Genomic DNA, 23,729 nt, shown 5'->3' on the forward strand with positions numbered 1-23,729 from the left:
TTTTTCGACCAGACATGGGGAGAGACACGTGACTATCGAGTTCCGTGGCGTGACCAAGCGGTATCCGGACGGGACGGTCGCGGTCGACGACCTGAACCTCACCGTGGAGGATGGCACCATCACCGTCTTCGTCGGGCCGTCCGGCTGCGGCAAGACCACGTCGCTGCGGATGATCAACCGGATGGTGGAGCCGACTTCGGGCACGGTGCTGCTCGACGGCGAGGACGTCAGCGACGGCGACCCGGCGTTGCTGCGCCGCGGCATCGGCTACGTCATCCAGCACGCCGGCCTCTTTCCACACAGGACGGTGCTGGACAACGTCGCCACCGTGCCGCTGCTGTCCGGCTGGGACAAGGGCAAGGCGCGCAAACGCGCGGCCGAGCTGCTCGAAACCGTCGGCCTGCCCGCGGAGTTCGGGAAGCGGTACCCCGCACAGCTTTCCGGTGGCCAGCAGCAGCGCGTCGGCGTCGCCAGGGCGCTCGCGGCGGATTCGCCGGTGCTGCTGATGGACGAGCCGTTCTCCGCCGTCGACCCGATCGTCCGCGAGGAACTGCAGGACGAATTGCTGCGTCTTCAATCGCAGCTGGGGAAGACGATCGTGTTCGTCACCCACGACATCGACGAGGCCGTGCGGCTGGGCGACAAGATCGCGGTGCTCCGCGTCGGCGGGGTGCTCGCGCAGTACGGCACGCCTTCGGACGTGTTGCGCCATCCCGTCGACGACTTCGTCGCGTCCTTCGTGGGCAAGGATCGCGGTTACCGCGGGCTGTCCTTCCTGTCGGCGGACGGGATCGTCGTCGAAGAGGTCAAGCGGGTCGAGGTCGGCAAGCCCGCCCCCGGGCCGTCCGACGACTGGCAGGTCGCGGTCAACGCCGAGGGCCAGCCTCGCGGCTGGCTGCGTCCTGGGTCCACTGTGGATGGTGAGCTCGCGGAGACCGATCTCGTCGCGGGCGGATCCTTGTACGTCCAGGGTGCGCCGATCCGGGGCGCGCTCGACGCCGCGCTTTCGTCGCCCGCGAGCCTCGGTGTCGTGGTCGACGCCGACCAGAAGGTCCTCGGCGTGGTCAGAGCCCAGCAAGTCCTCGAGGTGATCGAAGCGCCGTCGCTGAGTTCCTGATGGGGGACTTCTTCGCGGAGCTCGGCCGCTACCTGGGCAGCGCCAACAACCGGTCGCAGTTCTTCGGCGACCTGCTCGACCACATCTATCTTTCGCTGGTCCCGCTGGCGCTGGGCCTGGTGATCGCGGTGCTGGCGGGCTGGCTCGGCCATCGCTACCGGGCCGTGTGCAACGTACTGCTCGTGGTGTCGAACCTGCTGTACACGATCCCGTCACTCGCCCTGTTCGTGGTGATCCCGGGCATCATCGGTTCGAAGATCCTCGACAGCGTCAACGTCATCGTCGCGCTCACCGTCTACACCGCCGCCCTGCTCGTGCGCCCGGTGCTGGACGCGCTCGACGCCGTCCCGCCGCACGTCGTCGCCGCGGCCACGGCGATCGGCTACAAACCCGCGCGCCGCTTCCTCGCCGTCGAGCTGCCGCTTTCGGTGCCGGTGCTCGCGGCGGGCGTCCGGGTGGCTTCGGTCAGCAACATCAGCCTGGTCAGTGTCGGCGCGCTGATCGGCACAGGCGGGCTCGGCGTGTTGTTCACCGACGGTTTCCAGCGCGAGTACTTCTCGCCGATCGTCGTCGGGATCGTCGCGACCCTGCTGCTCGCGCTGATCGTGGACCTGGTGCTGGTCCAGCTCCGCAATCTCCTCACACCCTGGGACCGGGTGGCGACCAAGGCGGGGGCGAAATGATCGGCGACGTCCTGAACTGGTTCGGCGACCCGGCCCACTGGCAGGGCGCGGACGGCGTCCCGGCCCGGCTGCTGCAGCATCTCGGCTACACGGCGCTGGCACTGGTCTTCGCGCTGCTCATCGCGATCCCGCTCGGGCTCTACGTGGGGCACACGGGCCGCGGCGCGGTGCTGCTGGTGAGTGGCGGCAACGCGATCCGCGCGTTGCCGACGCTGGGGCTGGTGACCTTCCTGTTCCTGCTCTTCACCGAAAGCGAGCTCTCGACGATCATCGGGCTCGTGGTACTCGCCATCCCGCCGATCCTCGCCGGGACGTACGCGGGTCTCCAGGCGACCGACCACGGCGTGGTCGACGCGGCGCAGGGCATCGGAATGACCGGCTGGCAACGGTTGTGGAAGGTCGAGGTGCCCATCTCGCTGCCGCTGGTGCTCGGCGGGGTGCGGAACTCGGTGCTGCAACTGGTGGCGACGGCCGCCGTGGCCGCCTACGTCGGGCTCGGCGGGCTCGGCCGGTTCCTGCTCGACGGACTGGCCATTTTGGACTATCCGCAGGTGGTCGCGGGCGCGGTGCTGACGACGTTGCTCGCGGTCGTGCTCGACCTCGCGCTGGCGGGTGTCCAGCGAGTGCTGGTGCCCAAGGGAGTTCGGCTGGCGCAGGCCGCGAGCGGGAAGAAGGCGAAGGTATGAGTGCCGGTAGGCGGAGGGTGGCGGCTCTGTTCGCCGGTATCGCTTTGCTCGCTGCGGGCTGTGGCAACCCGCTCGCCGGAGGCGCCGAGGGCGGGGCGACCGGCGACATCATCATCGGCGCGTCCGACGTCGGGGAAAGTCTTCTGCTGGCCCAGATCTACGCGGGCGCGCTGCGCAACGCGGGCGCCGAGAACGTGACCGTGCGCCCGCCCGTCGGCAGTCGCGAGGTCGTCGTCAAGGCCCTGCAGGACAAATCGCTTTCGGTGGTGCCGGACTACAGCGGCAACCTGTTGCGCTACTTCGACAAGGATACGCAGGCGACCACACCACAGGACGTCTACGCGCAGCTGAAACAGAAGCTGCCGTCCGGATTCGAAGTCCTCGAACAGGCGCCCGCCGAGGACAAGGACCTGCTGGTGGTGCGCAAGGAACTCGCCGATTCCGGGATCCGGACGTTCTCCGATCTCGGCAAGCGGTGCGGGGAATTCGTGTTCGGCGGTCCCGGCCAGTGGAGCAGCCGCTGGAAGGACAAGATCAAGACGCTCTACGGCTGCGAGTTCGCCGAGATCCGCACGACCGACACCGGCGGCCCGGTCACGGTCGCCGCGCTGAAGTCGGGTGACATCCAGGTCGCGGATCTGTTCAGCACGTCGTCGTCGATCGCCGCGAACGGGTTCGTCCCGCTGGTGGACGACAAGAACATGTTCCCCGCGCAGAACATCGTGCCGCTTGTCGCGAAGGGGACGTTGTCGCCGAAGGAGGTCGACGCGTTGAACCGGGTTTCGGCGGTGCTCACGACCGACGAGCTGACCGAGTTGAACGTCCGGTTCAGCGAGGAGAAGCGCAACCCGCTCGACGTCGCCGAGGAGTTCCTGCGCCGGAACAACCTCCTCGCGCCCACCTGACCCCATGCATTTAGTCCTCTGAATGCGGTCCTTGCGTGTGCAACTACCGCATTCAGAGGACTAAACGCGGAGGAGGCTAGAGGCGGTCGAAGGCGGGTGAGTAGCGGAACTCGCCCTGGAGGTCGGGCGTGTACGCGCGCAGGGTGCGGACCTGGAAGTGCGGCGCCCATTCCGCGACCGGCGGCGTGATCCCGTGCCGCGCGGCGAGCACGAAGCCGAAGCGGGAGTAGTAGTTCGGGTCGCCCAGCAGGACCACGGCGCCGTAACCGAGCGCGTCCGCCGCGCCGAGCACGGCGTGCACGAGCGCGGAGCCGACGCCGGAAGCGTGATGCTGGGGCAGGACTCCGAGCGGGCCGAGACCGACCGTGGACTTCTCGTCGGAGCCGAGTTTGGCCGGGCTGCAGCAGACGTGCCCGACGACCTCCCCGTCGCGTTCGGCCACGATGGACAGTGCGCCGATCAGGTCACCGTCCTCCCGCAGTTCGTCGACGAGTTTCGCCTCGACCACCGGGACACTGAGTTTCTCGAACGCGGCCAGATGGACGGCGTGGATCGCCTCGCGGTCGGCCGGGGTTTCCTGTCGGATCAGCATGCGCCCGAGTGTGCTCCATCCGAAGGTAGGATGGAAATCGATTTCCGCGCCGCGAGGTCGCGACTTTAGTAGGCGGCCATCCGTGTGTACTTCCACGGCGTTGAAACGGCCGAGGGGACGGAAAACGACCACCAGATGTGCGGATCCCCAATTCTTCGTGGGCCGTACGGCGGTAAAACGCGACTAAAGGCGGGGGCTGAACGGTGCCCGAGCTGCGTCGACGCGACGTCCATTACTACCGGGATGTCCGTAATGCAAGGTCTTCCTTGGGGTGAAACCGCGACTTAGTCTCAGCCTGCGCTCCTAAGTGGAACGCGCTTCACCTCTGAGTCACCCCAACGATCCGGCGGGCTTCGTCATGCCCGTGGGTCGACCCTGCCTGGGAGGAATATCTTGAACAATTCCCTGGGAACCTTGAAGAGACGACTGCCCGCCTTCGGTGTGGCCGCGGCCGTCGCCGTGCTGACGGCGCTGGGCGGCACCACCGTCGCGTCGGCGGCCGAGGGTTCGATCGTCAACGCGGGTAGCGACAAGGCGATCAAGGACAGCTACATCGTCGTGCTGAAGGACGGCTCGTCGGTCGAAGCCACCGCGAAGAGCGTGACCCAGCGCCACGGCGGCACGGTCGAGAAGACCTTCGCGTCTTCGGTCCGTGGTTTCTCCGGTGCGCTGACCGAAAAGCAGGCGAAGCGCGTCGCCGCCGACCCCGCCGTCGCGTACGTGGAGCAGAACCAGACCGTCTCGATCTCGGTGGACCAGCTGAACCCGCCGTCGTGGGGCCTGGACCGGGTCGATCAGCAGAGCCTTCCGCTCAACCAGAAGTACGGCTACAGCACCACGGCGTCGAACGTCACCGCGTACGTCGTCGACACCGGCATCCTCACCACGCACCCCGACTTCGGCGGGCGCGCGACCCACGGCCGTGACACCGTCGACAACGACAACGACGCCACGGACTGCCAGGGTCACGGCACCCACGTCGCCGGCACCATCGGCGGTACCGCGCACGGTCTGGCCAAGGGCGTCAAGCTCGTCGCCGTCCGCGTGCTGAACTGCTCCGGTTCCGGGACGACGGCCGGCGTCATCGCCGGTGTCGACTGGGTGACCGCGAACGCCGTCAAGCCCGCCGTCGCGAACATGAGCCTCGGTGGCGGCGCTTCGACGACCCTCGACCAGGCCGTCCAGCGGTCGATCGCGGCAGGCATCACCTACGGTGTCGCGGCCGGTAACGACACCGGTGCCAACGCCTGCAACACCTCGCCCGCCCGTACGCCGGAAGCGATCACCGTCGGCTCGACGACGAACACCGACGCGCGGTCGAGCTTCTCCAACATCGGCACCTGCCTCGACATCTTCGCGCCGGGCAGCGGCATCACGTCGACGTGGCTGAACAACGGCACCAACACCATCAGCGGTACCTCGATGGCGACTCCGCACGTCGTGGGCGCGGCGGCCCTGTACGCCTCCGCCAACCCGTCGGCCACGCCGAAGCAGGTCCGTGACGCGCTGGTCGCCAACGGCACCAAGGACAAGGTGACCAACCCGGGCACCGGTTCGCCGAACGTGCTGCTCTACACCGGCACCGGCGGTGGCCCCGACCCCGAGCCGACCCCCTGTGGCACGCAGACCAACAGCGGCGTCGTCGCCATCCCCGACGCCGGTGCCGCGGTGACCAGCACGATCACCGTCGCGAACTGCGCCCGCAACGCCTCGGCCACCACCAAGGTCGCGGTGAACATCACGCACACCTACGTCGGTGACCTCGTCATCGACCTGGTCGCGCCGGACGGCAGCTCCTACCGCCTGAAGGGTTCGAGCAACGACTCGTCCGACAACATCAACACCACCTACACCGCCAACGTCTCGTCCGAGGCCGCGAACGGTGCCTGGAAGCTGAAGGTCCAGGACGTCTACCGGGTCGACACCGGCACGCTCAACAGCTGGTCGCTGACCGTCTGATCCACCCCTGGAGTGCGTCAAGGCCCCCTTCCTCCTGCTGGGAAGGGGGCCTTCACGTCTCCGGAGAGTGATTCGGCGCCCAGTTGCGGCGTTCGTCCACTAAGGACCTTCGCGAGGCTTTACCCTCTCCGCATGCAGCCCGGACCGCCCTATCAGCAGGGACCTCAGCAGCCGTATCCGCCGCAGGGATATCCGGGGTATCCGCCGCCCGGATACGGCCCGCCGCCCAAGAAGTCGAACACCGGGCTCATCGTCGGCCTCGTCATCGGCGCGGTCGTGCTGCTCGGCGGTGGCGGGGTCGCGGCCTTCCTGCTGCTGTCCGACTCCGGTTCGTCGTCGACCGCGGCGCCGACGTCGTCCAAGAAGACCGGTCCGCCGGACAAGTACTCCAAGCTGCCCACCTGCCAGAAGATCGGGACCGGGGTGAGGAACCTGCCGCCGCTCGAAACGCCGAAGGGCGAGGAGCCGGCGAGCACGTCGAACAACGACATCATCTACACCGCGTCTTCGTGTTCCTGGCGCGAATACGGGGCTCCGTCGGCTTCGGTGACCATGTACCTGGCGAAGTCGAAGGAACCGGGCACCGGTGCCGGCGAGGACTGGGCCAAGGCGGGCTACGACAACGCCATGCGGGACGGCGGCGAAGTGATCCCCACCCTCGCCAAGGCGACGAAGGCCGGTTACAACGACATCCGGTCCGATGGGCAGTGCTCGATCAAGCTTTACCAAGGCAACGTCGAAGCGCAGATCATCGTGAGCGGCGCCGACCCGTCCAAACCGCTCGACCAGACGCTGTGCAAGGAAAACGCCTTGAAGGTCGCGAAGGCGACCTCCGAGGCAATCGGCTAGCCGATCTCGGTGACCTGGACCTGACCGGTCGGCCCGTCGCCGAACGGGTTCTCCCAGCCGTGCCACTCCGCGGCGAGGACGTAGAGCGAACGCCCGTCCTCGCCGCCGAGCGTGCAGGAGAAACAGCCTCGATCGGCTTCGACCTTCTGAAGTACTTCGCCTCCTTCGCGGACGCGGACGCAGTGCTTGCCCGCCACGTCCGCGTACCAGACGGCGCCGTCGGCATCGAGGCAGATGCCGTCCGGGTGGTCGCCGCCGAGCTCGGCCCACACCCGCCTGCCGGACAGCGAGCCGTCCTCGGCGATGTCGAACGCGGTGAGCCTGCTGCCGTACGACTCGGCGACGATCAGCGTCGCGTCGTCGGGCGTGACGGCCATGCCGTTGCCGAACAGGATGCCGTCGGCGACCTGGCGCACCTCGCCGTCGGGGGTGACGACGGCGATGGCGCCCGGTGCCTGGAAGTCGTTCATCCCGTTGACGAAGGCGTTGCCGCGGCCGTCGACCACGACCTCGTTCCAGAGGGAGGCGACCGGGCGCAGGTCCGCGTAGGTGCTCAGGTCCGCGTTGAGCAGGCGAGCGTTCGGGCCGTCGACGATGAGCAGGCGGCCGTCGGGGAGCCAGTCGAAGGTGATCGGCATCGCGGTCGGCACGTTCGCGATCAGTTCGCTCTCGCCGCCGGGCGTGACCGCGAGGATCTGACCGCCGCCCCAGTTCGCCAGCCAGAGGCGGCCGTCGTGCCAGCGGGCGGATTCGGGGAGCTTGAGGCCGTCGAGCAGGGTCTTCATGGTGTCTCCTTCGGTCGTTTGCCCACTACACGAACGGGCCTCACCGTTTTCGACACCTCAACGCCGTGAAGGCCTCCTTCCCTACCTTGAGAGTAGGGAAGGAGGCCTTCACGGACTTCAGCCTTAATCGCTTGACGGAGTGAGTGCTCACTCCGCAAACTGGAGGCATGACAGAGACCACCGCCCGGCGGAGAGCGCCGGGGATGAGTGCCGACGAGCGGCGCCGGATGATCGTCCAGTCCGTGCTGCCCCTGCTGGTGGAGCACGGCGCCGGTGTCACGTCGAGCCAGATCGCGCGTGCCGCGGGCATCGGCGAGGGCACGGTCTTCCGCGTGTTCAAGGACAAGGACGAACTGTTCGCCACCTGCTTCGCCGAAGCGCTGAAACCCGACCAGGTACTCGACGCGATCGCGGTCATCGACCTCGACCAGTCCCTCGACGACAGGCTCATCGAGGCGGCCGACGCGCTCAGCGCGCACCTCCAGCGCATGGGCGCGCTCATGGCGGTCATGCACGGCTCCGGCAAGTGGCCGGAGCATCGCCACGGCGACCGCAGGGACCGGCGAAAGGAGTCGATGAGCGCCATGCGCGACGCCATGGCCGAACTGTTCGAACCGGAGAAGGACCGGCTCCGCCTGCCGCCGGCGCAGTCCGCGGCGCTCTTCCTGTCGCTGCTGTTCAGCGGCCGGATCCGGTTCAGCGAAACCGGTGACGAGCCCACCACGATGGAGCTCGTCGACGTGTTCCTCAACGGCGCCTTGGCGGCCGCGTGATCGGCCCGCCCGGCGGGGGAGGCGGCCTGGAACTGTTCATGGCGCGCGGCGGCAGGCGACGCCGTCCGCCGTCGACGGTGCCCGACAGCGGTCTGACCGGCCCGGTCGACATCCCGGAGCCTGAACCCGAAGCCGTCCCGAAAGACTTGAAGTCCCGGCTCAACCGCATGTGGGTCAACATCGCGGGCACGGTCCGCGGACTGCCGAAGGTCGCGAAGCTGACTTGGCAGGCAAGCCCAGTCCTGACCATCGTGATCACCCTGGTGACGCTGCTTTCCGGCCTCCTCCCGACGGCGACCGCGTACGTGGCGAAACTGCTGATCGACTCGGTGGTCGCGGCGATCCAGGGGCACGGGACGAAGAGCGCGATCGTCGGTGTCGCCCTCTTCCAGTTCGGCATCCTCGTGCTCACCGCGGTTTCGCAGGCGCTGACCACCTACGGCCAAGCACTGCTGCAGGAACGGATGACGCTGACCATCCGCCATCAGGTGATGGACCACGCGAGCAAGCTGCACCTTTCGTACTTCGAGGGTTCCGCGTCCTACGACATGCTGCGTCAAGCCGCGCAGGAGGCGCCGACGCGGCCGCTGTCGATGATGAACTCGGCGCTGGGCTTGATCCGGACACTGATCACCTTCGGCAGCATGATCGCGCTGCTCGTCTCGATCAGCCCGCTGCTGGCGCTCGTCGCGCTCGTGGCGCCGATCCCCGCGTTCATCTCCCAGTCGAAGTACGGCGCCCGCGCGTTCTGGCTGACGCTGATGATGTCCCCGCTGAAACGGCGGATGGACTATCTGTCCTCTTTGGTCACCACGGACACGTACGCCAAGGAGACCAAGCTCTTCGGGCTCGGCCCGTACTTCGTCGACCGGTTCCAGCGGCTCGGCCAGGTCTTCTACGACCGGCAGCGCACACTGACCCGCAAGCGCAGCGTCAGCTCGACGTCGTGGGGTCTGCTCAGCACCGCCGCCGGATCCGCGATCGCGCTGTACATCGCGCTGGAGGCCGTCGGCGGCAGGCTCACCCTCGGCGATCTCGCGCTGTACACGGCCGCCGCGGCGTCGGTGCAGACGTCCGTCCAAGGGTTGTTCACCGCGTTTTCCGGGATGTACGAGAACAATCTCTACCTCGACACGCTGTACCGTTTCCTCGGGACGAAACCGGAGATCGTCGCGCCACCGGAGCCGCGACCTCTTCCGTCCACAGTGGAGGGTCACATCCGGTTCGAAGAAGTGTCCTTCACCTATCCCGGAGCGGCCGACCCCGCCCTCGACGGCGTGAGCTTCGAGATCCGGCCGGGCGAGACGGTCGCCGTCGTCGGCCGCAACGGCGCCGGGAAGTCGACACTGTTCAAACTGCTGTGCCGGCTGTACGACCCGACGGGCGGGCGGATCCTGCTCGACGACGTCGACATCCGCGAGTACGACCCGGTGGAACTGCGGCGGCGGATCAGCGCGATGTTCCAGGACTACGTGACGTATCAGGGCACCGCGGCGGAGAACATCGGACTCGGCGACCTGACGCACCTCGTCGACCGGGAACGGATCGAGACGTCGGCGAAACGGGCCGGTGCCGACGAGCGGATCGAGCGCCTGCCCAGTGGCTACGACACCCCGCTCGGCCGCTGGTTCGACCAGGGCGTCAGCCTGTCCGGTGGCGAATGGCAGAAGATCGCGTTGTCCAGGGCGTTCCTGCGGGAAGCACCGATCCTGATCCTCGACGAGCCCACCTCCGCACTGGACGCCCAGGCCGAGCACGATCTCTTCTCGCGGCTTCGTGAGCTCTCGGAGGGGCGCACGACGCTGTACATCTCGCACCGGTTCTCCACCGTCCGCCAGGCGGAGCGGATTCTGTTGCTGGAGCACGGAAAGGTCGCCGAATACGGGACACACGACGAACTGATGGCGGCGAAGGCGGGCTATGCCGACCTGTTCACGTTGCAGGCCGCCGCGTACCTCGACGAGGCTTGACCGTGCGGCGGATCATGGTCGTCGGCTGCAGCGGCGCCGGGAAGTCGACGTTCTCTCGACGGCTCGGCGCCATACTCGGCCTGCCGGTCACCCACCTCGACCGGCTCTACCGGCGGCCGGGGTGGACACCGGCACCGGATGCCGAGTTCCACGCCGCGCAACAGGAGGTCATCGCGTCCGACGCCTGGGTGATCGACGGGAACTACGGGGCGTCGATGCATCTCCGCCTCCCGAGAGCGGCGGGTGCTGATGCGATGCCTGCGCGAATACGGGCAGGACAAGCAGGCGTCCGGCTGCCCCGAAAGGCTGGATCTGGAGTTCTACTCCTACGTCTGGCGCTGGCCGAAGGACCACCGGGAGCGGACGGTGCGGCGGCTGGCGGAACAAGGGGCGCACGCGCGGCGGATCGTGCTGATCGGCCCACGTGAGGCGGAGGAGTTCCTTCGCCGGATCGGTTGACCGGGGGGTTGGGAGCAAAACGGGCAACCCGTACGTTGTCCAGGTATGGCTGTCGCGTTCCTGCTCTATGTCGTCGCCGAGATCGCCGCCGTGTGGGCGGTGGGCTCGGCCGTTGGCGTCCTCGGCACGATCGCGCTGCTCTTCGCCGGCGCGTTCGTCGGGTCCTGGCTCGCGCGTCGTGAAGGCGGCCGCGCCTTCCGGGCGTTCGCCGAGTCCGCGCGGCTCGGCCGTCCCGCCGACGCGGAGAAGGAACTCACCGACGGGATGCTGATCGGGCTCGGCGGCCTGCTGATCCTGCTGCCCGGTTTCGTCAGCGACGTCATCGGCCTGCTGTTCATCCTGCCGCCGACACGGAGCGTCGCGCGCAAGGTCTGGCAGAAGCGGATGGCGCGCCGGGCGGTCAAGTTCGCCAACCGCACGCGAGGGCCGGTGATGGTCGTGGACAGCGAGGTCGTCGTGGACACGCCGCCCGCGGAGGCCGCCAAGAAGCAGCCGCCGGTGATCGAGGGCCGCATCGTCGAGGGCTAGGCGCCGCTCGGCTTCGGGATGTCGAAATACCCGCTGAACCGCACGGCCGGTGCGTACTCGCCCTTGACCTTCACCTTGCCCGTCACGAACATCGCCGCCACCGCCGCGTTGCCGGTGGCCATCCGGATGAAGTCGTCGACGGACAGCGTGATGGTGGTGTCCGGAGAGCGCGCGAGATCGGTGCTGGAAACGCAGACGCCGTCTTCGATGACCGTTTGAAAACGATCGAAACCGTCTTCTCCGTCACCGTCGGTAAAACGCCACGCGACGACGAAGTCGACATGCCGCGCGCGTTCCGGAACGAAATGATCCGACATTCTGCGGAAAATCTCGTCGAGGAAAGCCGAACGCAGGTCCGGATGATCGGCGATGGCCTTGAGCTGCTCCCGCGACGCGCGTTGCACGACGTCGACGAGCACCTCGGTCTCCAGTGAGCTCAGCTCGATGCCCGCACCGGTTTCGCCCAGCATGTGCAGGGTTTCCAGGACCTGGGTGAACTGCTCGGGGCTCAGTTTGGCGAGCTCGAGTTTCTCCGCGAAGGCGTTGACGACGTGCTCGCCACCGGTGCGCGTTTTGTGCGGCCTCGACGGACGGGAAAGGCGTACCTTGTCCCGCCAGCGCCGGTTCGGAGAATTTCGGGGCACGGCACGGAAGTGTATCTGCTCGGCCGGGTTCAGGACGGCTTCGGCAGGTCGAAGAAACCGATCAGACCGGCCGCGAATGCCAGGTCACCTTTTACTTTGATCTTTCCCGTGACGAATAGCACAGCCGGCGTCGCCTGATGGGTGATGAGCCGGAAGAAATCGACGGGCGCGATCGTGATCGTCACCCTCGGCTTCTCCCTCATGTCGCGGCTGACCGTGCACTCGCCGTGCGAGATCACCGTCTCGTAGCGGTCGTACCCGCCGTCGCCGGTGCCGCCGGACAGCCGCCAGTGCACCACGGCGTGCAGGGTCTTCGCGCGGTCCTGCCGGATGTGGGCGCCCATGCGGTCGAAGATCTCACGCAGCACGCGCTCCCGGAGCGGCCGTTCGGCGACGACGCTCTCGAGCTGTGTACGCGAGGCGCGCGCGACGAGGTTCGCGAAGCGGGCCGGGTCCACCTTGCGGAGGTCGAACGCGGGCGCGGACTCGGCGAGCCGCCCCAGGGCGGTCAGCAGCCGCCGGACGTCGTCCTTGCCGAGGTCCTTCGGGTCGATGGCGCCCGCGACCTCGTTGACGTCGAGAGAGTGCGCTTCGGCGGAATCCGGCTCGATCCGTTCCAGCGCGTCGACCAGCGCGCGGCCGGTCAGCCCCACGATCTCGGTCATCTTCCCTCCAGTTCCGCCTACCCGAGCGTAAGGCTACCCGCGAGTAGGTAGACGGGCAAGCGTGCCGAAATCACCCATGCCGGTGGTAGCCCGGTAGCGTCTTACGCGAACTAATGGGAGGTCTTGAGTTGTCCGAGGAAGTGCCGCGTCCCGCCGAACGCGCCAAAAGGCTGCCGAGAGCGGTGCGGGAACGCCAGATCCTGGACGCGGCGGTCTCGGTGTTCTCGCGCTACGGCTATCACTCCGCGTCGATGGACGAGATCTCCGAGGTCGCCGGCGTGTCCAAGCCGATGATCTACACCTATCTCGGCTCGAAGGAAGACCTCTTCGGCGCGTGCATCCGCCGCGAAGCCACCCGCCTGCTGGAGGCGGTGCAGGACGGGATCAAACCCGATCTGCCGCCCGACATGCAGCTTTGGCACGGGCTCCGCGCGTTCTACCGGTTCGTCGCCGACTACCGCGAGTCCTGGACGGTGTTGCACCGCCAGGCCATGACCGTCGGCGGCACCTTCGCCGCGGAGATCACCGACATGCGCACCCGCGCGATCGAGCTGGTCGCCGCGCTGGTCGTCTCCGCCGGCACCCGCAAGGGCCTCGGCGAACAGGCCGAGTTCTCCGGCGCGGGGCTGTCCGCCGCGCTGGTCGGGGCGGCCGAGTCGCTGGCCGACTGGGCACTCGACCACCCCGACGTCTCCGACGGCGTGCTCGCCTCGTGGCTGATGAACCTGGTCTGGCTCGGGTTCAACGACCTCGTCGAGGGCGAGATCTGGAAGCCGTCAGAGAGCGACGACTGAGCCCTCCAGGTGCGGCTTCGGCTTGCGCGCGTTCCACAGCTCGAACGCCCAGCCATCGCCTTCACTCCAGGTGGTGAAAGCGGCCTTGGCGGGCAGCAGCACCGGCTGCTTGAACTTGACGTCGACGGTGAACGCCTCCGGGAGCCTGCCCTCGAAGGCCGAGAGCGCGTGCGCCTTCGTCCACATGCCGTGCGCGATCGCCGCCGGGAAGCCGAACGCCTTCGCGGTGATCGGGTGCAGGTGGATCGGGTTGCGGTCGCCGGATACCTCGGCGTAGCGGCGGCCGATGTCGCCGGGCACGTGCCAGATCGCGTTGGGAGTCGGCTGGGAAAGCTGACCGCGCGAGGTCTTCTCGCCGCTGCCGCCTCCGCGGCGCAGATACGTGCTGACGTCCGTCCACACAGGACTGTCGCTGACCAGCAGCTCGCTGACGACGTCGAACTGCTTGCCCTTCTCGTGCGGGCGCAGGTCCTCCGCGCGCACGCGCAGGGTGAACGACTCGTCGAGCCGCAGCTGCCGGTGCTGGGTGATCCGGTTGGCGACGTGCACCATGCCCAGCAACGGGAACGGGAAGTCGGCCTCGGTCATCAGCGCCATCTGCAACGGGAACGCGAGGATATGCGGATACGTCGCCGGGAGCACGTCGTCGAGCCGGAATCCGCACACCTGGTTGTACGCGGCGAGGTGGGCCGGATCGACGACGACGCCCTCACGGACGAACTCGGTCGACGGCAGCGTGTCCCCGCCGCTCTTGCGCAGCGAGCCGAGCAACGCCTTGGGGTACAGCGAAGACAGGCTCGGCGATTCGTGGAGTTCCTTGACGGCCATGCTCACGCCCCCAGCAGTGCCTGGCCGCAGACGCGGACCACGTTGCCGTTGACCGCGGCCGAAGCCGGGTTCGCGTACCAGGCGATCGTCTCGGCGACGTCGACCGGGAGCCCGCCCTGGCCGAGGCTGGACAACCTGCGCCCCGCCTCGCGGATGAACAGCGGGACGGCGGCGGTCATCTTCGTCTCGATGAAGCCGGGCGCGACGGCGTTGATCGTGCCGCCGTACTCGGCGAGCTTCGGCGCGCCGTCGTTCACCATGCCGATGACGCCCGCCTTGCTGGTGGCGTAGTTGGTCTGGCCGACGTTGCCCGCGATCCCGGCGATCGAGGAGACGCCGATGATCCGGCCGTTCTCGTGCAGCACCTTGTCGGCCACGAGCTTTTCGTTCACCGCGAGCTGCGAGGCGAGGTTGACCGCGATGACCGAGTCCCAGCCGCCTTCGGTCATGTTGCCGAGGGTCTTGTCCCGCGTGATGCCCGCGTTGTGCACGACGATGTCGACACCGCCGTGGCGCGTGGTCAGGTACTCGGCGAGTTTCTCCGGCGCGTCGGCGGCGGTGATGTCCAGCTGCAGCGACGAGCCGCCGACCTTGTTGGCCACCTTGGACAGGTCCGCGCCCTGCGCGGGGATGTCGAGCGCGACGACGTGGGCGCCGTCTCGGCCCAGCACCTCGGCGATGGCGGCGCCGATACCGCGGGAAGCGCCGGTGACCAGGGCGACCTTGCCTTCGAGGGGTTTCGTCCAGTCGGCCGGGGCCGAGGCGGTCTTGGTCTCGGTGCCCACGCGGATGACCTGGGCGTCGACGAAGGCGGACTTCGCCGACAGCAGGAACCGGAGCGTGGACTCAGTGGCCTCTTCGGCTCCTTCGGCGACGTACACGAGCTGAGCGGTCGCGCCGCGCTTCAGCTCCTTACCGACGGAACGGACGAAGCCTTCGAGCGCACGCTGGGCGATCCGCTCGTGTCCTTGGGCCAGCTCCGGCGGCGTTCCGAGGACGACGACGCGGCCCGACGGTCCGACGCTCCGGATCACGGGGTGGAAGAAGTTGTAGACCTCGCGAAGCTGCTTCGGGTCCTTCACGCCTGTCGCGTCGAAGACGAGCGCTGCGTGCTTGTCGGCCGCCGTCGAGAGGACCTCGATACCCGCGCGGTGCAGCTGCGCCTCGATCACCTTTTCGAGACGGCCGCCCGGCGCGGCACCCAGAAGTGCGGGACCCTCGAGAGCGGGCTGGCCGGGCTTGTACCGGCGGAGCGTGGCGGGGTTCGGCAGGCCGAGCTTCGGCACCACGAATTTCCCTACCGGGCTCTTCGTGAACTGCTGGTACCTGTCAGCCATTACGTGCCTCCCGTGCAGTTTGCGTCACGTCGCAGTCTAACCTACTCGCTAGTAGGTTACAGTGTGAGAGAGCCTACGGAGGAGTGGAAAAAATGGCCACGAAAAGGACGGCACCCGTGCGCAAGGTCGCGATCATCGGCGGCAACCGGATCCCCTTCGCCCGCTCGAACGGTCCGTACGCGAAAGCGTCGAACCAGGACATGTTCACGGCCGCCCTCGACGGCCTGGTCAGCCGCTTCTCCCTGCAGGACGAGGTGATCGGCGAGGTCGCCGCCGGCGCCGTGCTCAAGCACGCCCGCGACTTCAACCTCGCCCGCGAAAGCGTCCTCGGCAGCAGGCTGAACCCCGCCACCCCGGCCTCCGACGTGCAGATGGCCTGCGGCACCGGCCTCCAGGCGATCATCAACGTCGCCAACAAGATCGCCCTCGGCCAGATCGACTCGGCCATCGCGGGCGGCGTCGACACCACGTCCGACGCGCCGCTGGCGGTCAACGACGACCTGCGCCAGATCCTCGTGCAGCTCAACGCCGCGAAGACGCTGCCAGAGCGGTTGAAGCTCGCCGCGAAGCTGCGCCCCGGCCACATCGTCCCCGAGATCCCGCGTAACTCCGAGCCGCGCACGGGCCTGTCCATGGGCGAGCACGCCGCGCTGACCGCGAAGGTCTGGGAGATCACGCGCGAGGCGCAGGACGAGCTCGCCGCCACCAGCCATCAGCGGCTCGGCGCCGCGTACGACAAGGGCTTCTTCGACGACCTGGTGACGCCGTACCTCAAGCTGGCACGCGACCAGAACCTGCGGCCGGACTCCAGCGTCGAGAAGCTCGCGAAGCTGAAGCCCGCCTTCGGTGGCCCCGACGGCACGATGACCGCGGGCAACTCGACGCCGCTGTCCGACGGCGCGTCGACGGTCCTGCTCGCGACCGAGCAGTGGGCGAAGGCGCGGAAGCTGCCGGTGCTGGCGTACCTGACGTTCTCGCAGACCGCGGCCGTCGACTACGTCCACGGTGACGAAGGCCTGCTGATGGCGCCCGCGTACGCCGTCCCGCAGATGCTCACGCGTGCCGGGCTCACCTTGCAGGACTTCGACTTCTACGAGATCCATGAGGCCTTCGCGTCGCAGGTGCTCGCCACCCTCAAGGCGTGGGAGGACCCGGCGTTCGCCAAGGAGAAGCTAGGTCTCGACGAGCCGCTCGGCTCCATCGATCGGGCGAAACTGAACGTCAACGGTTCTTCGCTGGCGGCCGGTCACCCGTTCGCCGCGACCGGTGGACGGATCGTCGCCACCCTCGCGAAGCTGTTGAACGAGAAGGGATCCGGTCGCGGACTCATCTCGATCTGCGCCGCGGGCGGCCAGGGCGTCACCGCGATCCTCGAAAAGTGACGTTCGCCAGCAGCGGATCGGGGAAAAACCCCGGTGCCTTTGTCGGTGCCGGGGTCTAGGTTGACCGCATGTTCGCGGTTCAGGCGAAAGCACTGGTCAAAACCTACGGGTCAACACGGGCGCTCGACGGGGTCGATCTGTCGATCCCGAAGGGCAAGGTGCTGGGCCTGCTGGGGCCGAACGGCGCCGGCAAAACGACGACGGTCCGCATCCTGACCACGCTGCTCCGCCCGGATTCGGGCGAGGCGGAGGTGGCCGGGCACGACGTGCTGGCCCAGCCCGACGCCGTCCGGCGGTCGATCGGGCTGTCCGGGCAGTACGCCGCCGTGGACGAGAACCTCACCGGCTTCGAGAACCTGTACATGGTCGGCAGGCTGTACGGGAGCAAGAAGGCCGCGGCGAAGTCGCGGGCGCGTGAGCTGCTCGCCCGGTTCCGGCTGGAGGACGCGGCGGATCGCCCCGCCAAGACGTACTCCGGCGGTATGCGGCGGCGGCTCGACCTCGCGGGGGCGCTGGTCGCCGAGCCGACCGTGGTGATCCTCGACGAACCGACCACCGGGCTCGACCCGCGCGGCCGGATCGACACCTGGGAGGTCATCAAGGAACTCGTCGCCGACGGCACCACCGTGCTGCTGACGACGCAGTACCTGGAGGAGGCCGATCAGCTCGCCGACTCGATCGTGGTGATCGACAAGGGGAAGGTCATCGCGCGCGGCACCGCCGACGAGCTCAAGCAGGAGATCGGCGGCGAGCGGCTGGAGCTCGTCGTGGCGAACACGAGCGACCTCGCCATGACCACGCAGGTGCTCACCGAGGTCGGGTCGGGCACGCCGTCGGTCGACGAGCACACCCGCAAGGTCGACGTCCTGGTCGAGGGCGGGCCGAAGGCGCTGATCGAAGCGTTGCGGCGGCTGGACGCGCAAGGTGTCGCCGTCCAGGACGTCGCACTGCACCGGCCGACGCTCGACGACGTCTTCCTTTCGCTCACAGGACACGCCACGGACGAGGGGGAGAAAAAGTGAGCGCGGTCGCGAAGGCCTTTTCCGACGGTGGCGTGATCACCTGGCGGAACCTGAAGAACGTCCAGCGCAACCCGGACTGGCTGATGGCGGCGACCCTGCAGCCGATCATGTTCGTGCTGCTGTTCGCGTACGTCTTCGGCGACGCGATCGGCGGCGAGGCGGGCGGGCTCGCGTACCGGGAGTTCCTGATCGCGGGCATCTTCGCGCAGACGGTCGCGTTCAACTCGGCGTTCACCGTGATCGGCTTCGCGAACGACCTGCAGAAGGGCATCATCGACAGGTTCCGTTCCCTGCCGATCTCCCGCCTCGCGGTGATCTTCGGCCGGACGACGTCCGACCTGGTGATCAGCGTGGTCGCGCTGGTCGTCATGTCGCTGTGCGGGCTGCTCGTCGGCTGGCGGATCCGCGGCAGCTTCCTCGACGCGGTGCTCGGCTACCTGGTGATGCTGATGTTCGCCTGGGCGCTGTCCTGGGTCGGCGCGTGGATCGGGCTCGTCGCGCGCAGTGTCGAGGTGGCGCAGAGCGCCGGGCTGATGTGGATGTTCCCGCTGAGCTTCATCTCGACGGCGTTCGTCCCGGCGGACAAGCTGCCGGGCGTGCTGAAGGCGATCGCCGACTGGAACCCGTTCACCGCGGTGATCAACTCGGCGCGTGACCTGTTCGGGAACCGCTTCGGCGCGGCACCGACGGGCTGGCCGGCCGAGCACGCGTCGCTGTACGCGATCTTGTGCTGCGTCGCCATCATCGCGATCTTCGCGCCGCTCGCGACGGCCCGGTACAAGAAGGTCGCGAGCCGATAGAAAAACTTTTGTTCCGAAATGTCGAACCGCCGTCGAGCCGCTCGACGCGTCGGTGAAGGCGGGGTAGAAACAGCCCCGCCAAGACACTGAGGAGCGACGATGCGGTTTCTGATGATGCACCGGCTGGACGAGAGCGCCCCGGAGGCCTGGAACCCCAGCAAGGAGTTCATCGAGAAGATGGGCGCCTTCATCGAGGACTCGTTCGAGAAGGGCATCCTGATCACGGCGGAGGGCGTGCACCCATCGGAGAAGGGCGCGAAGGTCCGCAAGGCGCGCGGCGGCAAGATCACCGCGACCGACGGCCCGTTCACCGAGGCCAAGGAGGTCATCGGCGGGTTCGCGCTGATCAACGCCAAGGACCTGGCCGAGGCCGTCTCGTTCGCCGAGTCCTACGCCGCGTTGTTCGACGAGATCGAAGTCGAGGTGCGGACGGTCGTCGAGGCGGAGGACATCGAGGCCTTCACCTCATGACCCCACACGTTTAGTCCTCTGGATGCGCTTTCGCATCCAGAGGACTAAACGCGGGTCGTCACTTCGTGATGGCCTTCTCGGCCTTCTTCGCCAGCTTCTCGGCGCGCTTCTCCGTCTTGGCGGCGGCCCGCTTGGCGCGCCAGCCGAGCGACGGCTTGCCCGCGGTGTCGGCGGCGGCCAGCAGCAGGCCACCGGCGAGGCCGGCGTTCTTGATGAACTGGATCTGCTGCTGCTGACGCTCGGCCGGTTCCTTGATCTCCCAGAACCGGTGCGCGGCCAGCGTCGTCGGGACAAGGCTGCCGAGCAGCAGCAACGAGGCCAGGCGCGGTGCCTTGCCCGCGGCGAGCGCGACCCCCGCACCGACCTTCACCGCGGCGTCGATCCGGACGAGGGTGGCGGGGTCGCGGGGCACCGACTCCGGCACCACGCCCTCCAGCTTGTCGAAGGACTCGGTGAGGAACGGCTCCGCGGCTTTGGCGTGCCCCTCGGTGTCCCTCAGCGCGCCGATCCCGCCGGAGATGAAGATCGCGGCGAGGAGCGGACGTGCGACGCGACGGAGAATCACGGTCGTAACCTTTCTGATCCGGACCCGGGAAACAAACCTAACCCCAGTCTTCCCGCCCGCCACGTCGCCGAACCGCGCTAACGGCGTATCGCGAAATATTTCTCTGGCGCTAGACGGCGCTAGACTCCGCTAGCGGGCCCGATACGCCTTGGGCAGCTTGAAGCCGCGGCCGGCCACGACCTCCCGCAGCCGGTCCGGGTAGTCGGTGATGATGCCGTCGACGCCGTCGTCGATCAGTTTGTGCATGGTGGCCGGGTCGTTGATCGTCCAGGGCACGACCTTGATCCCCGCTCGATGCGCCTCAGTGACCAGCGCCTTCGTCGTGAACGGCCGGTAGTCGGGGTCGCCGACCTTGCCGCCCTGCGGGTTGCCGTGCACCGGCGAGAGCGTGCTCGCGCCGAACGACTTCACCGCGCGGACGGGGCTGCCGCCGAAGTCGTCGATGTCGAGCCCGCCGAGCCACGGCGACTTGCCCGGCTGACCGGCCTGCAGGAACTCGGGCTGGGTCAGCGCGACCGTCGGGAGCCAGGGCGCGACCTCGCGGAACCGCATCAGCGCGCCCCAGTCGAAGCTCTGGATGGAGACGTTGTGCGCGAACCCGCCGCGCACGATCTCGCGCACCGCCCGCTGGACGAACTGCTCACGCGGCGCCGTCTCGTGCGGCGCGGCGGCCTCGACCTTCGTCTCGATGTTGAACTTGATGCCCCAGGCGCGGTGGTCCCTTGCCAGCTGGAACAGCTCGGAGAGCGTCGGCATCTTGGCGCCGGGGGAGAGCGTCTGGCCGGGATGGGCGGGCTGCCGGAGCGAACCGCAGTCCAGCGTGCGGACCTGCGCGAACGTCAGATCCTTCACATATTTGCCGACGTACGGGTACGCCGGGTCGCCGGGGGTCGCGGGCGCGGTGTCGCGGCACTTCGCGGGTGTCGTCTTGCGGTCGTGGGTGATCACCTCGCGGCCGTCCTTGGTGATCTGGAGGTCGAGTTCGAGGGTGGTCACCCCCAGCTCCATCGCCTTGCCGAACGACGCGAGCGTGCTCTCGACCGTGAGGCCGAGCCCGCCGCGGTGGGCCTGGATGTCGAAGGCGCGTCGCGGATGCGCGTCGGCGATCCCGGCCGTCGTCAAGGTCAGCGCAGTGGCGATGACCAGCGCGAATGTCTTCATTGGTGAACCATGCCACGGTCGGGTGAACTTCGATTGACTTTGACGCAACGTCAACCTCTACCTTCGTGGACATGCCGAACGAGAAGGAGTGGTCGATCCAGGACATCGCCCGCTCGGCCGGGACCACGAGCCGCACGCTGCGCCACTACGGCGACATCGGGCTGCTCGAACCGAGCCGGGTGGGGAGCAACGGATACCGCTACTACGACCAGGACGCGCTGGTGCGGCTGCAACGGATCCTGCTGCTTCGCGAACTCGGGCTGAGCCTGCCCGCGATCGGCGAAGTCCTCGAAGGGGAGCAGGACACGACAGCGGCGCTACGCACGCACCTGAAGTGGCTGGAGCAGGAGCGACAGCGGCTCGGACGGCAGATCGAATCGGTCAGGACGACCTTGAGGAAGACAGAAAGAGGTGAACAACTGATGGCAACGGAAGTGTTCGACGGCTTCGACCACACGAAGTACGAGAAGGAGGTCACCGAACGCTGGGGCGCCGACGCCTACAAGCAGGGTGACCGGTGGTGGAAGTCGCTGAGCGCCGAGGACAAGAAGGCGCACCAGCACGAACAGAAGGACATCGCCGCCGCTTTCGGTGAGGCCCGCTCCAAGGGTCTGCCCGCCGACGGCGACGAGGCCCAGGCGATCACGCAGCGGCTGTACGAGTGGCTTCGGCCGGCCGTGCGGGCCGTCTCGAAGGGCTACTTCGCCGGGCTCGGGCAGCTGTACGTCGACGACCCGCGCTACGGGCAGTACGACGAGAAGCACGGCGCGGGCACCGCGGAGTACATCCGTGACGCGATGGCGGTCTACGCCGAGCGCAACCTGCGCGACTAGGAACGAGGGACGGGGCTGCAGACCCGTCCACTCGGAGTAACCCGTCGCGACACGCCTACCCCTCTATGGCGGAATATCGGGTCCACGCTAGAAACGCCGATAGCGTGTGAGAGTGGATCCCATCCGCAACCCCTTCGCCCCGGGCGCCGGTCAACGGCCGCCCGAACTGGCAGGCCGCGTGCGCGAGCTCCAAGCCTTCGAGGTCGTGCTCGAACGGGTCGCCCGCGGGAGACCCGAACGCAGCCTGATGCTGACCGGCCTGCGTGGCGTGGGGAAGACCGTGCTGCTGGGCGAGCTGCGCTCGCGGGCCATCAAGCACGGCTGGGGCGCGGGCAAGATCGAAGCCCGCCCGGACACCGAACTCCGGCGGCCACTGTCGGCCGCGCTGCACCGCGCGATCCGCGACCTCGCCGTGCGCCATCGCGCGCCGGACCGGGTCGAGCAGGTGCTCGGCGTGCTCAAGGCGTTCGCGCTGCGCGCCAACAAACCGGACGCGAAGCTCCGTGACCGCTGGCAACCGGGTATCGACGTGCCCGCCGCGCAGGGCCGCGCAGATTCGGGCGACATCGAGATCGACCTGGTCGAGCTGTTCACCGAAGTCGCGGAGCTGGCTGCCGACGTCGGCACCGGGGTCGCGCTGCTGATCGACGAAATCCAGGACCTGCTGCCGGAGGATGTTTCCGCGCTCTGCGCGGCCTGCCACGAACTCTCGCAGTCCGGGGCGCCGCTGGTCGTGGTCGGCGCGGGGCTGCCGCACGTGCCCGCCGTCCTCTCGGCGTCGAAGTCGTACTCGGAGCGCCTCTTCCGTTACGCGCGTATCGACAGGCTGGAGCGCGAAGACGCCGACCTCGCGGTGATGGCGCCCATCGAACGCGAGGACGCGGGCATCGAACCGGAGGCGCTGGACGCCTTGTTCGACGCGTCGGGCGGATATCCGTACTTCATCCAGGCCTACGGCAAGGCCGCCTGGGATGCCGCACCGGCGGATCCCATCACCGTGAAGGACGTCCAGGTCGCGGCGCCGGAGGCCGAATCGGAGCTCGCGGTCGGCTTCTTCGGCTCCCGCTACGAGCGGGCGACGCCGGCCGAGCGCGAGTACCTGCTCGCGATGGCCGAGCTGACCCAGGGCCGGGACGAGTCCGCCGGTACCGCCGATGTGGCCGTCTACCTGGGGCGGAAACCTTCGTCGCTGTCACCGGCGCGGGACAGCTTGATGAAGAAGGGCCTGGTGTACTCCGCCGAACGCGGGCACATCGCCTTCACCGTGCCGCACTTCGGGCACTACCTGCTCGGCCGGGACTAAGTCTCTCTCCAGCTTTATCGCCTCAGCGCTAGAAAGCGGTAGAAACCCCTACCGCCGCTTCATCGCGCCCTCTTCCGTCGTATAGAGCTGACGCTAGACACCTCTGGCGTTATCAAGAAGTGACCGGCGCCACCAAATCTCTCCGGTTTTACGCCCCAGTTGCCGATGATTCATCGGCAGGTGTGCCAAGTCACCGGATAATCGTTGGCATCCTTGTGAAAAAGGGTGCATACTAGAAGCACAGCCACGAAGACGCAAGATCTACTCCCAAGGGGATGACAAAACCGATGAACAACATCGCCGCCAAGCTCCGTGCCCGTCGCGCCGAGGCTCGTACTCGCCGGGCCCTGAACCGGGCGATCGACACCGCGGCCACCGCGACCGTTCGTCAGGAGCTCATCGCTATCTCCCAGGCGCGTCACACGCACATGCGCTGACCCGACGACAACCGTTGTAGGTGTCGCCCATTCGAGTGACCTACGACACATAGTGCGTGAGGTGTAACGACGCGGAACGTGGCGTCGATACCCACTACGACCCCGTGATGCTGGCGGACCCCCGACCTGGCAGCATCACGGGGTTTCCATATGCCCACCCCGAAAGATTTCTTGCCTTCAC

26 protein-coding genes are annotated in these 23,729 nt (G+C 67.8%); 18 read left to right on the forward strand and 8 right to left on the reverse strand.

Features of this window, described 5'->3' with window-relative positions; genetic code table 11:
- Positions 1 to 28 precede the first annotated feature (28 nt).
- From LCL61_RS13765 to LCL61_RS13780, 4 genes are read left to right on the forward strand one after another with little or no spacing between them, the layout of a single operon-like run.
- Complete coding sequence (locus LCL61_RS13765) at positions 29 to 1,117, forward strand: ABC transporter ATP-binding protein (protein ID WP_340687186.1); 1,089 nt, start codon at positions 29 to 31, stop codon at positions 1,115 to 1,117.
- Entirely contained in the window at positions 1,117 to 1,800 is a 684-nt protein-coding gene (locus LCL61_RS13770) for an ABC transporter permease (RefSeq protein WP_340687187.1), read from the forward strand. Before LCL61_RS13765 ends, LCL61_RS13770 begins: the two co-directional genes overlap by 1 nt.
- Positions 1,797 to 2,486: an ABC transporter permease gene (locus LCL61_RS13775; RefSeq protein ID WP_340687188.1), complete on the forward strand. Its 690-nt coding sequence runs from the start codon at positions 1,797 to 1,799 to the stop codon at positions 2,484 to 2,486. Before LCL61_RS13770 ends, LCL61_RS13775 begins: the two co-directional genes overlap by 4 nt.
- Positions 2,483 to 3,391, forward strand: a complete 909-nt coding sequence (locus tag LCL61_RS13780) for an ABC transporter substrate-binding protein (protein ID WP_340687189.1) — start codon at positions 2,483 to 2,485, stop codon at positions 3,389 to 3,391. The genes LCL61_RS13775 and LCL61_RS13780 overlap by 4 nt, the downstream gene beginning before the upstream one ends.
- Before the next feature lie 76 nt (positions 3,392 to 3,467).
- On the opposite strand, the gene LCL61_RS13785 is transcribed toward LCL61_RS13780, so the two are convergent.
- Positions 3,468 to 3,983 carry an N-acetyltransferase gene (locus LCL61_RS13785; protein WP_340687190.1) on the reverse strand — a complete coding sequence of 172 codons (516 nt, stop codon included), beginning with the start codon at positions 3,981 to 3,983 and terminating at the stop codon, positions 3,468 to 3,470.
- Positions 3,984 to 4,376: 393 nt separating this feature from the next.
- On the opposite strand from LCL61_RS13785, the gene LCL61_RS13790 reads away from it, so the two are divergent.
- Together LCL61_RS13790 and LCL61_RS13795 are read left to right on the forward strand one after the other, a co-directional pair.
- Positions 4,377 to 5,942, forward strand: a complete 1,566-nt coding sequence (locus LCL61_RS13790; protein ID WP_340687191.1) for a S8 family peptidase — start codon at positions 4,377 to 4,379, stop codon at positions 5,940 to 5,942.
- A 132-nt stretch (positions 5,943 to 6,074) separates the two neighbouring features.
- Complete coding sequence (locus LCL61_RS13795; protein WP_340687192.1) at positions 6,075 to 6,791, forward strand: hypothetical protein; 717 nt, start codon at positions 6,075 to 6,077, stop codon at positions 6,789 to 6,791.
- Here the strand turns inward: LCL61_RS13795 and LCL61_RS13800 are convergent.
- The gene (locus LCL61_RS13800) at positions 6,788 to 7,576 is read right to left on the reverse strand and encodes an SMP-30/gluconolactonase/LRE family protein (RefSeq protein ID WP_340687193.1); all 789 of its coding nucleotides are present in this window, start codon (positions 7,574 to 7,576) and stop codon (positions 6,788 to 6,790) included. The genes LCL61_RS13795 and LCL61_RS13800 overlap by 4 nt on opposite strands.
- 203 nt (positions 7,577 to 7,779) lie before the next feature.
- On the opposite strand from LCL61_RS13800, the gene LCL61_RS13805 reads away from it, so the two are divergent.
- From LCL61_RS13805 to LCL61_RS13820, 4 genes are all read left to right on the forward strand, one after another.
- Positions 7,780 to 8,349, forward strand: a complete 570-nt coding sequence (locus tag LCL61_RS13805) for a TetR/AcrR family transcriptional regulator (protein WP_340688575.1) — start codon at positions 7,780 to 7,782, stop codon at positions 8,347 to 8,349.
- Positions 8,350 to 8,375: 26 nt separating this feature from the next.
- A complete protein-coding gene (locus LCL61_RS13810; protein ID WP_340688576.1) occupies positions 8,376 to 10,319 on the forward strand; it encodes an ABC transporter ATP-binding protein in 1,944 nt (647 codons plus the stop codon).
- A 243-nt stretch (positions 10,320 to 10,562) separates the two neighbouring features.
- A complete protein-coding gene (locus LCL61_RS13815) occupies positions 10,563 to 10,778 on the forward strand; it encodes a hypothetical protein (protein WP_340687194.1) in 216 nt (71 codons plus the stop codon).
- 45 nt (positions 10,779 to 10,823) lie between these two features.
- Positions 10,824 to 11,306 carry an FxsA family protein gene (locus LCL61_RS13820; protein ID WP_340687195.1) on the forward strand — a complete coding sequence of 161 codons (483 nt, stop codon included), beginning with the start codon at positions 10,824 to 10,826 and terminating at the stop codon, positions 11,304 to 11,306.
- On the opposite strand, the gene LCL61_RS13825 is transcribed toward LCL61_RS13820, so the two are convergent.
- Both LCL61_RS13825 and LCL61_RS13830 read right to left on the reverse strand, forming a co-directional pair.
- A complete protein-coding gene (locus LCL61_RS13825) occupies positions 11,303 to 11,950 on the reverse strand; it encodes an SCP2 sterol-binding domain-containing protein (protein ID WP_425342002.1) in 648 nt (215 codons plus the stop codon). The genes LCL61_RS13820 and LCL61_RS13825 overlap by 4 nt on opposite strands.
- Before the next feature lie 29 nt (positions 11,951 to 11,979).
- The gene (locus LCL61_RS13830; protein ID WP_063274063.1) at positions 11,980 to 12,615 is read right to left on the reverse strand and encodes an SCP2 sterol-binding domain-containing protein; all 636 of its coding nucleotides are present in this window, start codon (positions 12,613 to 12,615) and stop codon (positions 11,980 to 11,982) included.
- A 128-nt stretch (positions 12,616 to 12,743) separates the two neighbouring features.
- On the opposite strand from LCL61_RS13830, the gene LCL61_RS13835 reads away from it, so the two are divergent.
- Positions 12,744 to 13,409 carry a TetR/AcrR family transcriptional regulator gene (locus tag LCL61_RS13835; RefSeq protein WP_016338219.1) on the forward strand — a complete coding sequence of 222 codons (666 nt, stop codon included), beginning with the start codon at positions 12,744 to 12,746 and terminating at the stop codon, positions 13,407 to 13,409.
- On the opposite strand, the gene LCL61_RS13840 is transcribed toward LCL61_RS13835, so the two are convergent.
- The gene (locus tag LCL61_RS13840) at positions 13,392 to 14,237 is read right to left on the reverse strand and encodes a MaoC family dehydratase (protein WP_340687196.1); all 846 of its coding nucleotides are present in this window, start codon (positions 14,235 to 14,237) and stop codon (positions 13,392 to 13,394) included. The two genes, LCL61_RS13835 and LCL61_RS13840, sit on opposite strands and share 18 nt — an antisense overlap.
- A gap of 2 nt (positions 14,238 to 14,239) precedes the next feature.
- Positions 14,240 to 15,574: a 3-oxoacyl-ACP reductase gene (locus LCL61_RS13845; protein ID WP_340687197.1), complete on the reverse strand. Its 1,335-nt coding sequence runs from the start codon at positions 15,572 to 15,574 to the stop codon at positions 14,240 to 14,242.
- 92 nt (positions 15,575 to 15,666) lie between these two features.
- Between LCL61_RS13845 and LCL61_RS13850 the strand changes: the two genes are divergently transcribed.
- The 4 genes from LCL61_RS13850 to LCL61_RS13865 all read left to right on the forward strand — a co-directional run bounded on the left by LCL61_RS13850 (position 15,667) and on the right by LCL61_RS13865 (position 19,249).
- A complete protein-coding gene (locus tag LCL61_RS13850) occupies positions 15,667 to 16,956 on the forward strand; it encodes an acetyl-CoA C-acetyltransferase (RefSeq protein ID WP_340687198.1) in 1,290 nt (429 codons plus the stop codon).
- A gap of 68 nt (positions 16,957 to 17,024) precedes the next feature.
- Positions 17,025 to 17,978, forward strand: a complete 954-nt coding sequence (locus LCL61_RS13855; protein WP_340687199.1) for an ATP-binding cassette domain-containing protein — start codon at positions 17,025 to 17,027, stop codon at positions 17,976 to 17,978.
- On the forward strand, positions 17,975 to 18,778 hold the full coding sequence (locus LCL61_RS13860; protein ID WP_007032380.1) for an ABC transporter permease: 804 nt from the start codon (positions 17,975 to 17,977) through the stop codon (positions 18,776 to 18,778). Before LCL61_RS13855 ends, LCL61_RS13860 begins: the two co-directional genes overlap by 4 nt.
- A 99-nt stretch (positions 18,779 to 18,877) precedes the next feature.
- On the forward strand, positions 18,878 to 19,249 hold the full coding sequence (locus LCL61_RS13865; protein WP_340687200.1) for a YciI family protein: 372 nt from the start codon (positions 18,878 to 18,880) through the stop codon (positions 19,247 to 19,249).
- A 58-nt stretch (positions 19,250 to 19,307) separates the two neighbouring features.
- Here the strand turns inward: LCL61_RS13865 and LCL61_RS13870 are convergent, their stop codons facing one another.
- Both LCL61_RS13870 and LCL61_RS13875 read right to left on the reverse strand, forming a co-directional pair.
- On the reverse strand, positions 19,308 to 19,814 hold the full coding sequence (locus LCL61_RS13870) for a DoxX family membrane protein (protein WP_340687201.1): 507 nt from the start codon (positions 19,812 to 19,814) through the stop codon (positions 19,308 to 19,310).
- Between the two features lie 129 nt (positions 19,815 to 19,943).
- On the reverse strand, positions 19,944 to 20,975 hold the full coding sequence (locus LCL61_RS13875; protein WP_340687202.1) for a glycerophosphodiester phosphodiesterase family protein: 1,032 nt from the start codon (positions 20,973 to 20,975) through the stop codon (positions 19,944 to 19,946).
- Positions 20,976 to 21,046: 71 nt separating this feature from the next.
- Here LCL61_RS13875 and LCL61_RS13880 point away from each other — a divergent pair, with 71 nt between their 5' ends.
- The 3 genes from LCL61_RS13880 to LCL61_RS13890 all read left to right on the forward strand — a co-directional run bounded on the left by LCL61_RS13880 (position 21,047) and on the right by LCL61_RS13890 (position 23,548).
- Entirely contained in the window at positions 21,047 to 21,808 is a 762-nt protein-coding gene (locus LCL61_RS13880; RefSeq protein ID WP_340687203.1) for a MerR family transcriptional regulator, read from the forward strand.
- A 112-nt stretch (positions 21,809 to 21,920) separates the two neighbouring features.
- Entirely contained in the window at positions 21,921 to 23,111 is a 1,191-nt protein-coding gene (locus LCL61_RS13885) for an ATP-binding protein (protein WP_007032375.1), read from the forward strand.
- A gap of 275 nt (positions 23,112 to 23,386) precedes the next feature.
- A complete protein-coding gene (locus tag LCL61_RS13890; RefSeq protein ID WP_172843476.1) occupies positions 23,387 to 23,548 on the forward strand; it encodes a hypothetical protein in 162 nt (53 codons plus the stop codon).
- Positions 23,549 to 23,729: the final 181 nt, after the last annotated feature.

The sequence above is a fragment of the Amycolatopsis coloradensis genome (assembly GCF_037997115.1).
GTDB classification, from domain to species: Bacteria; Actinomycetota; Actinomycetes; order Mycobacteriales; family Pseudonocardiaceae; genus Amycolatopsis; species Amycolatopsis coloradensis_A.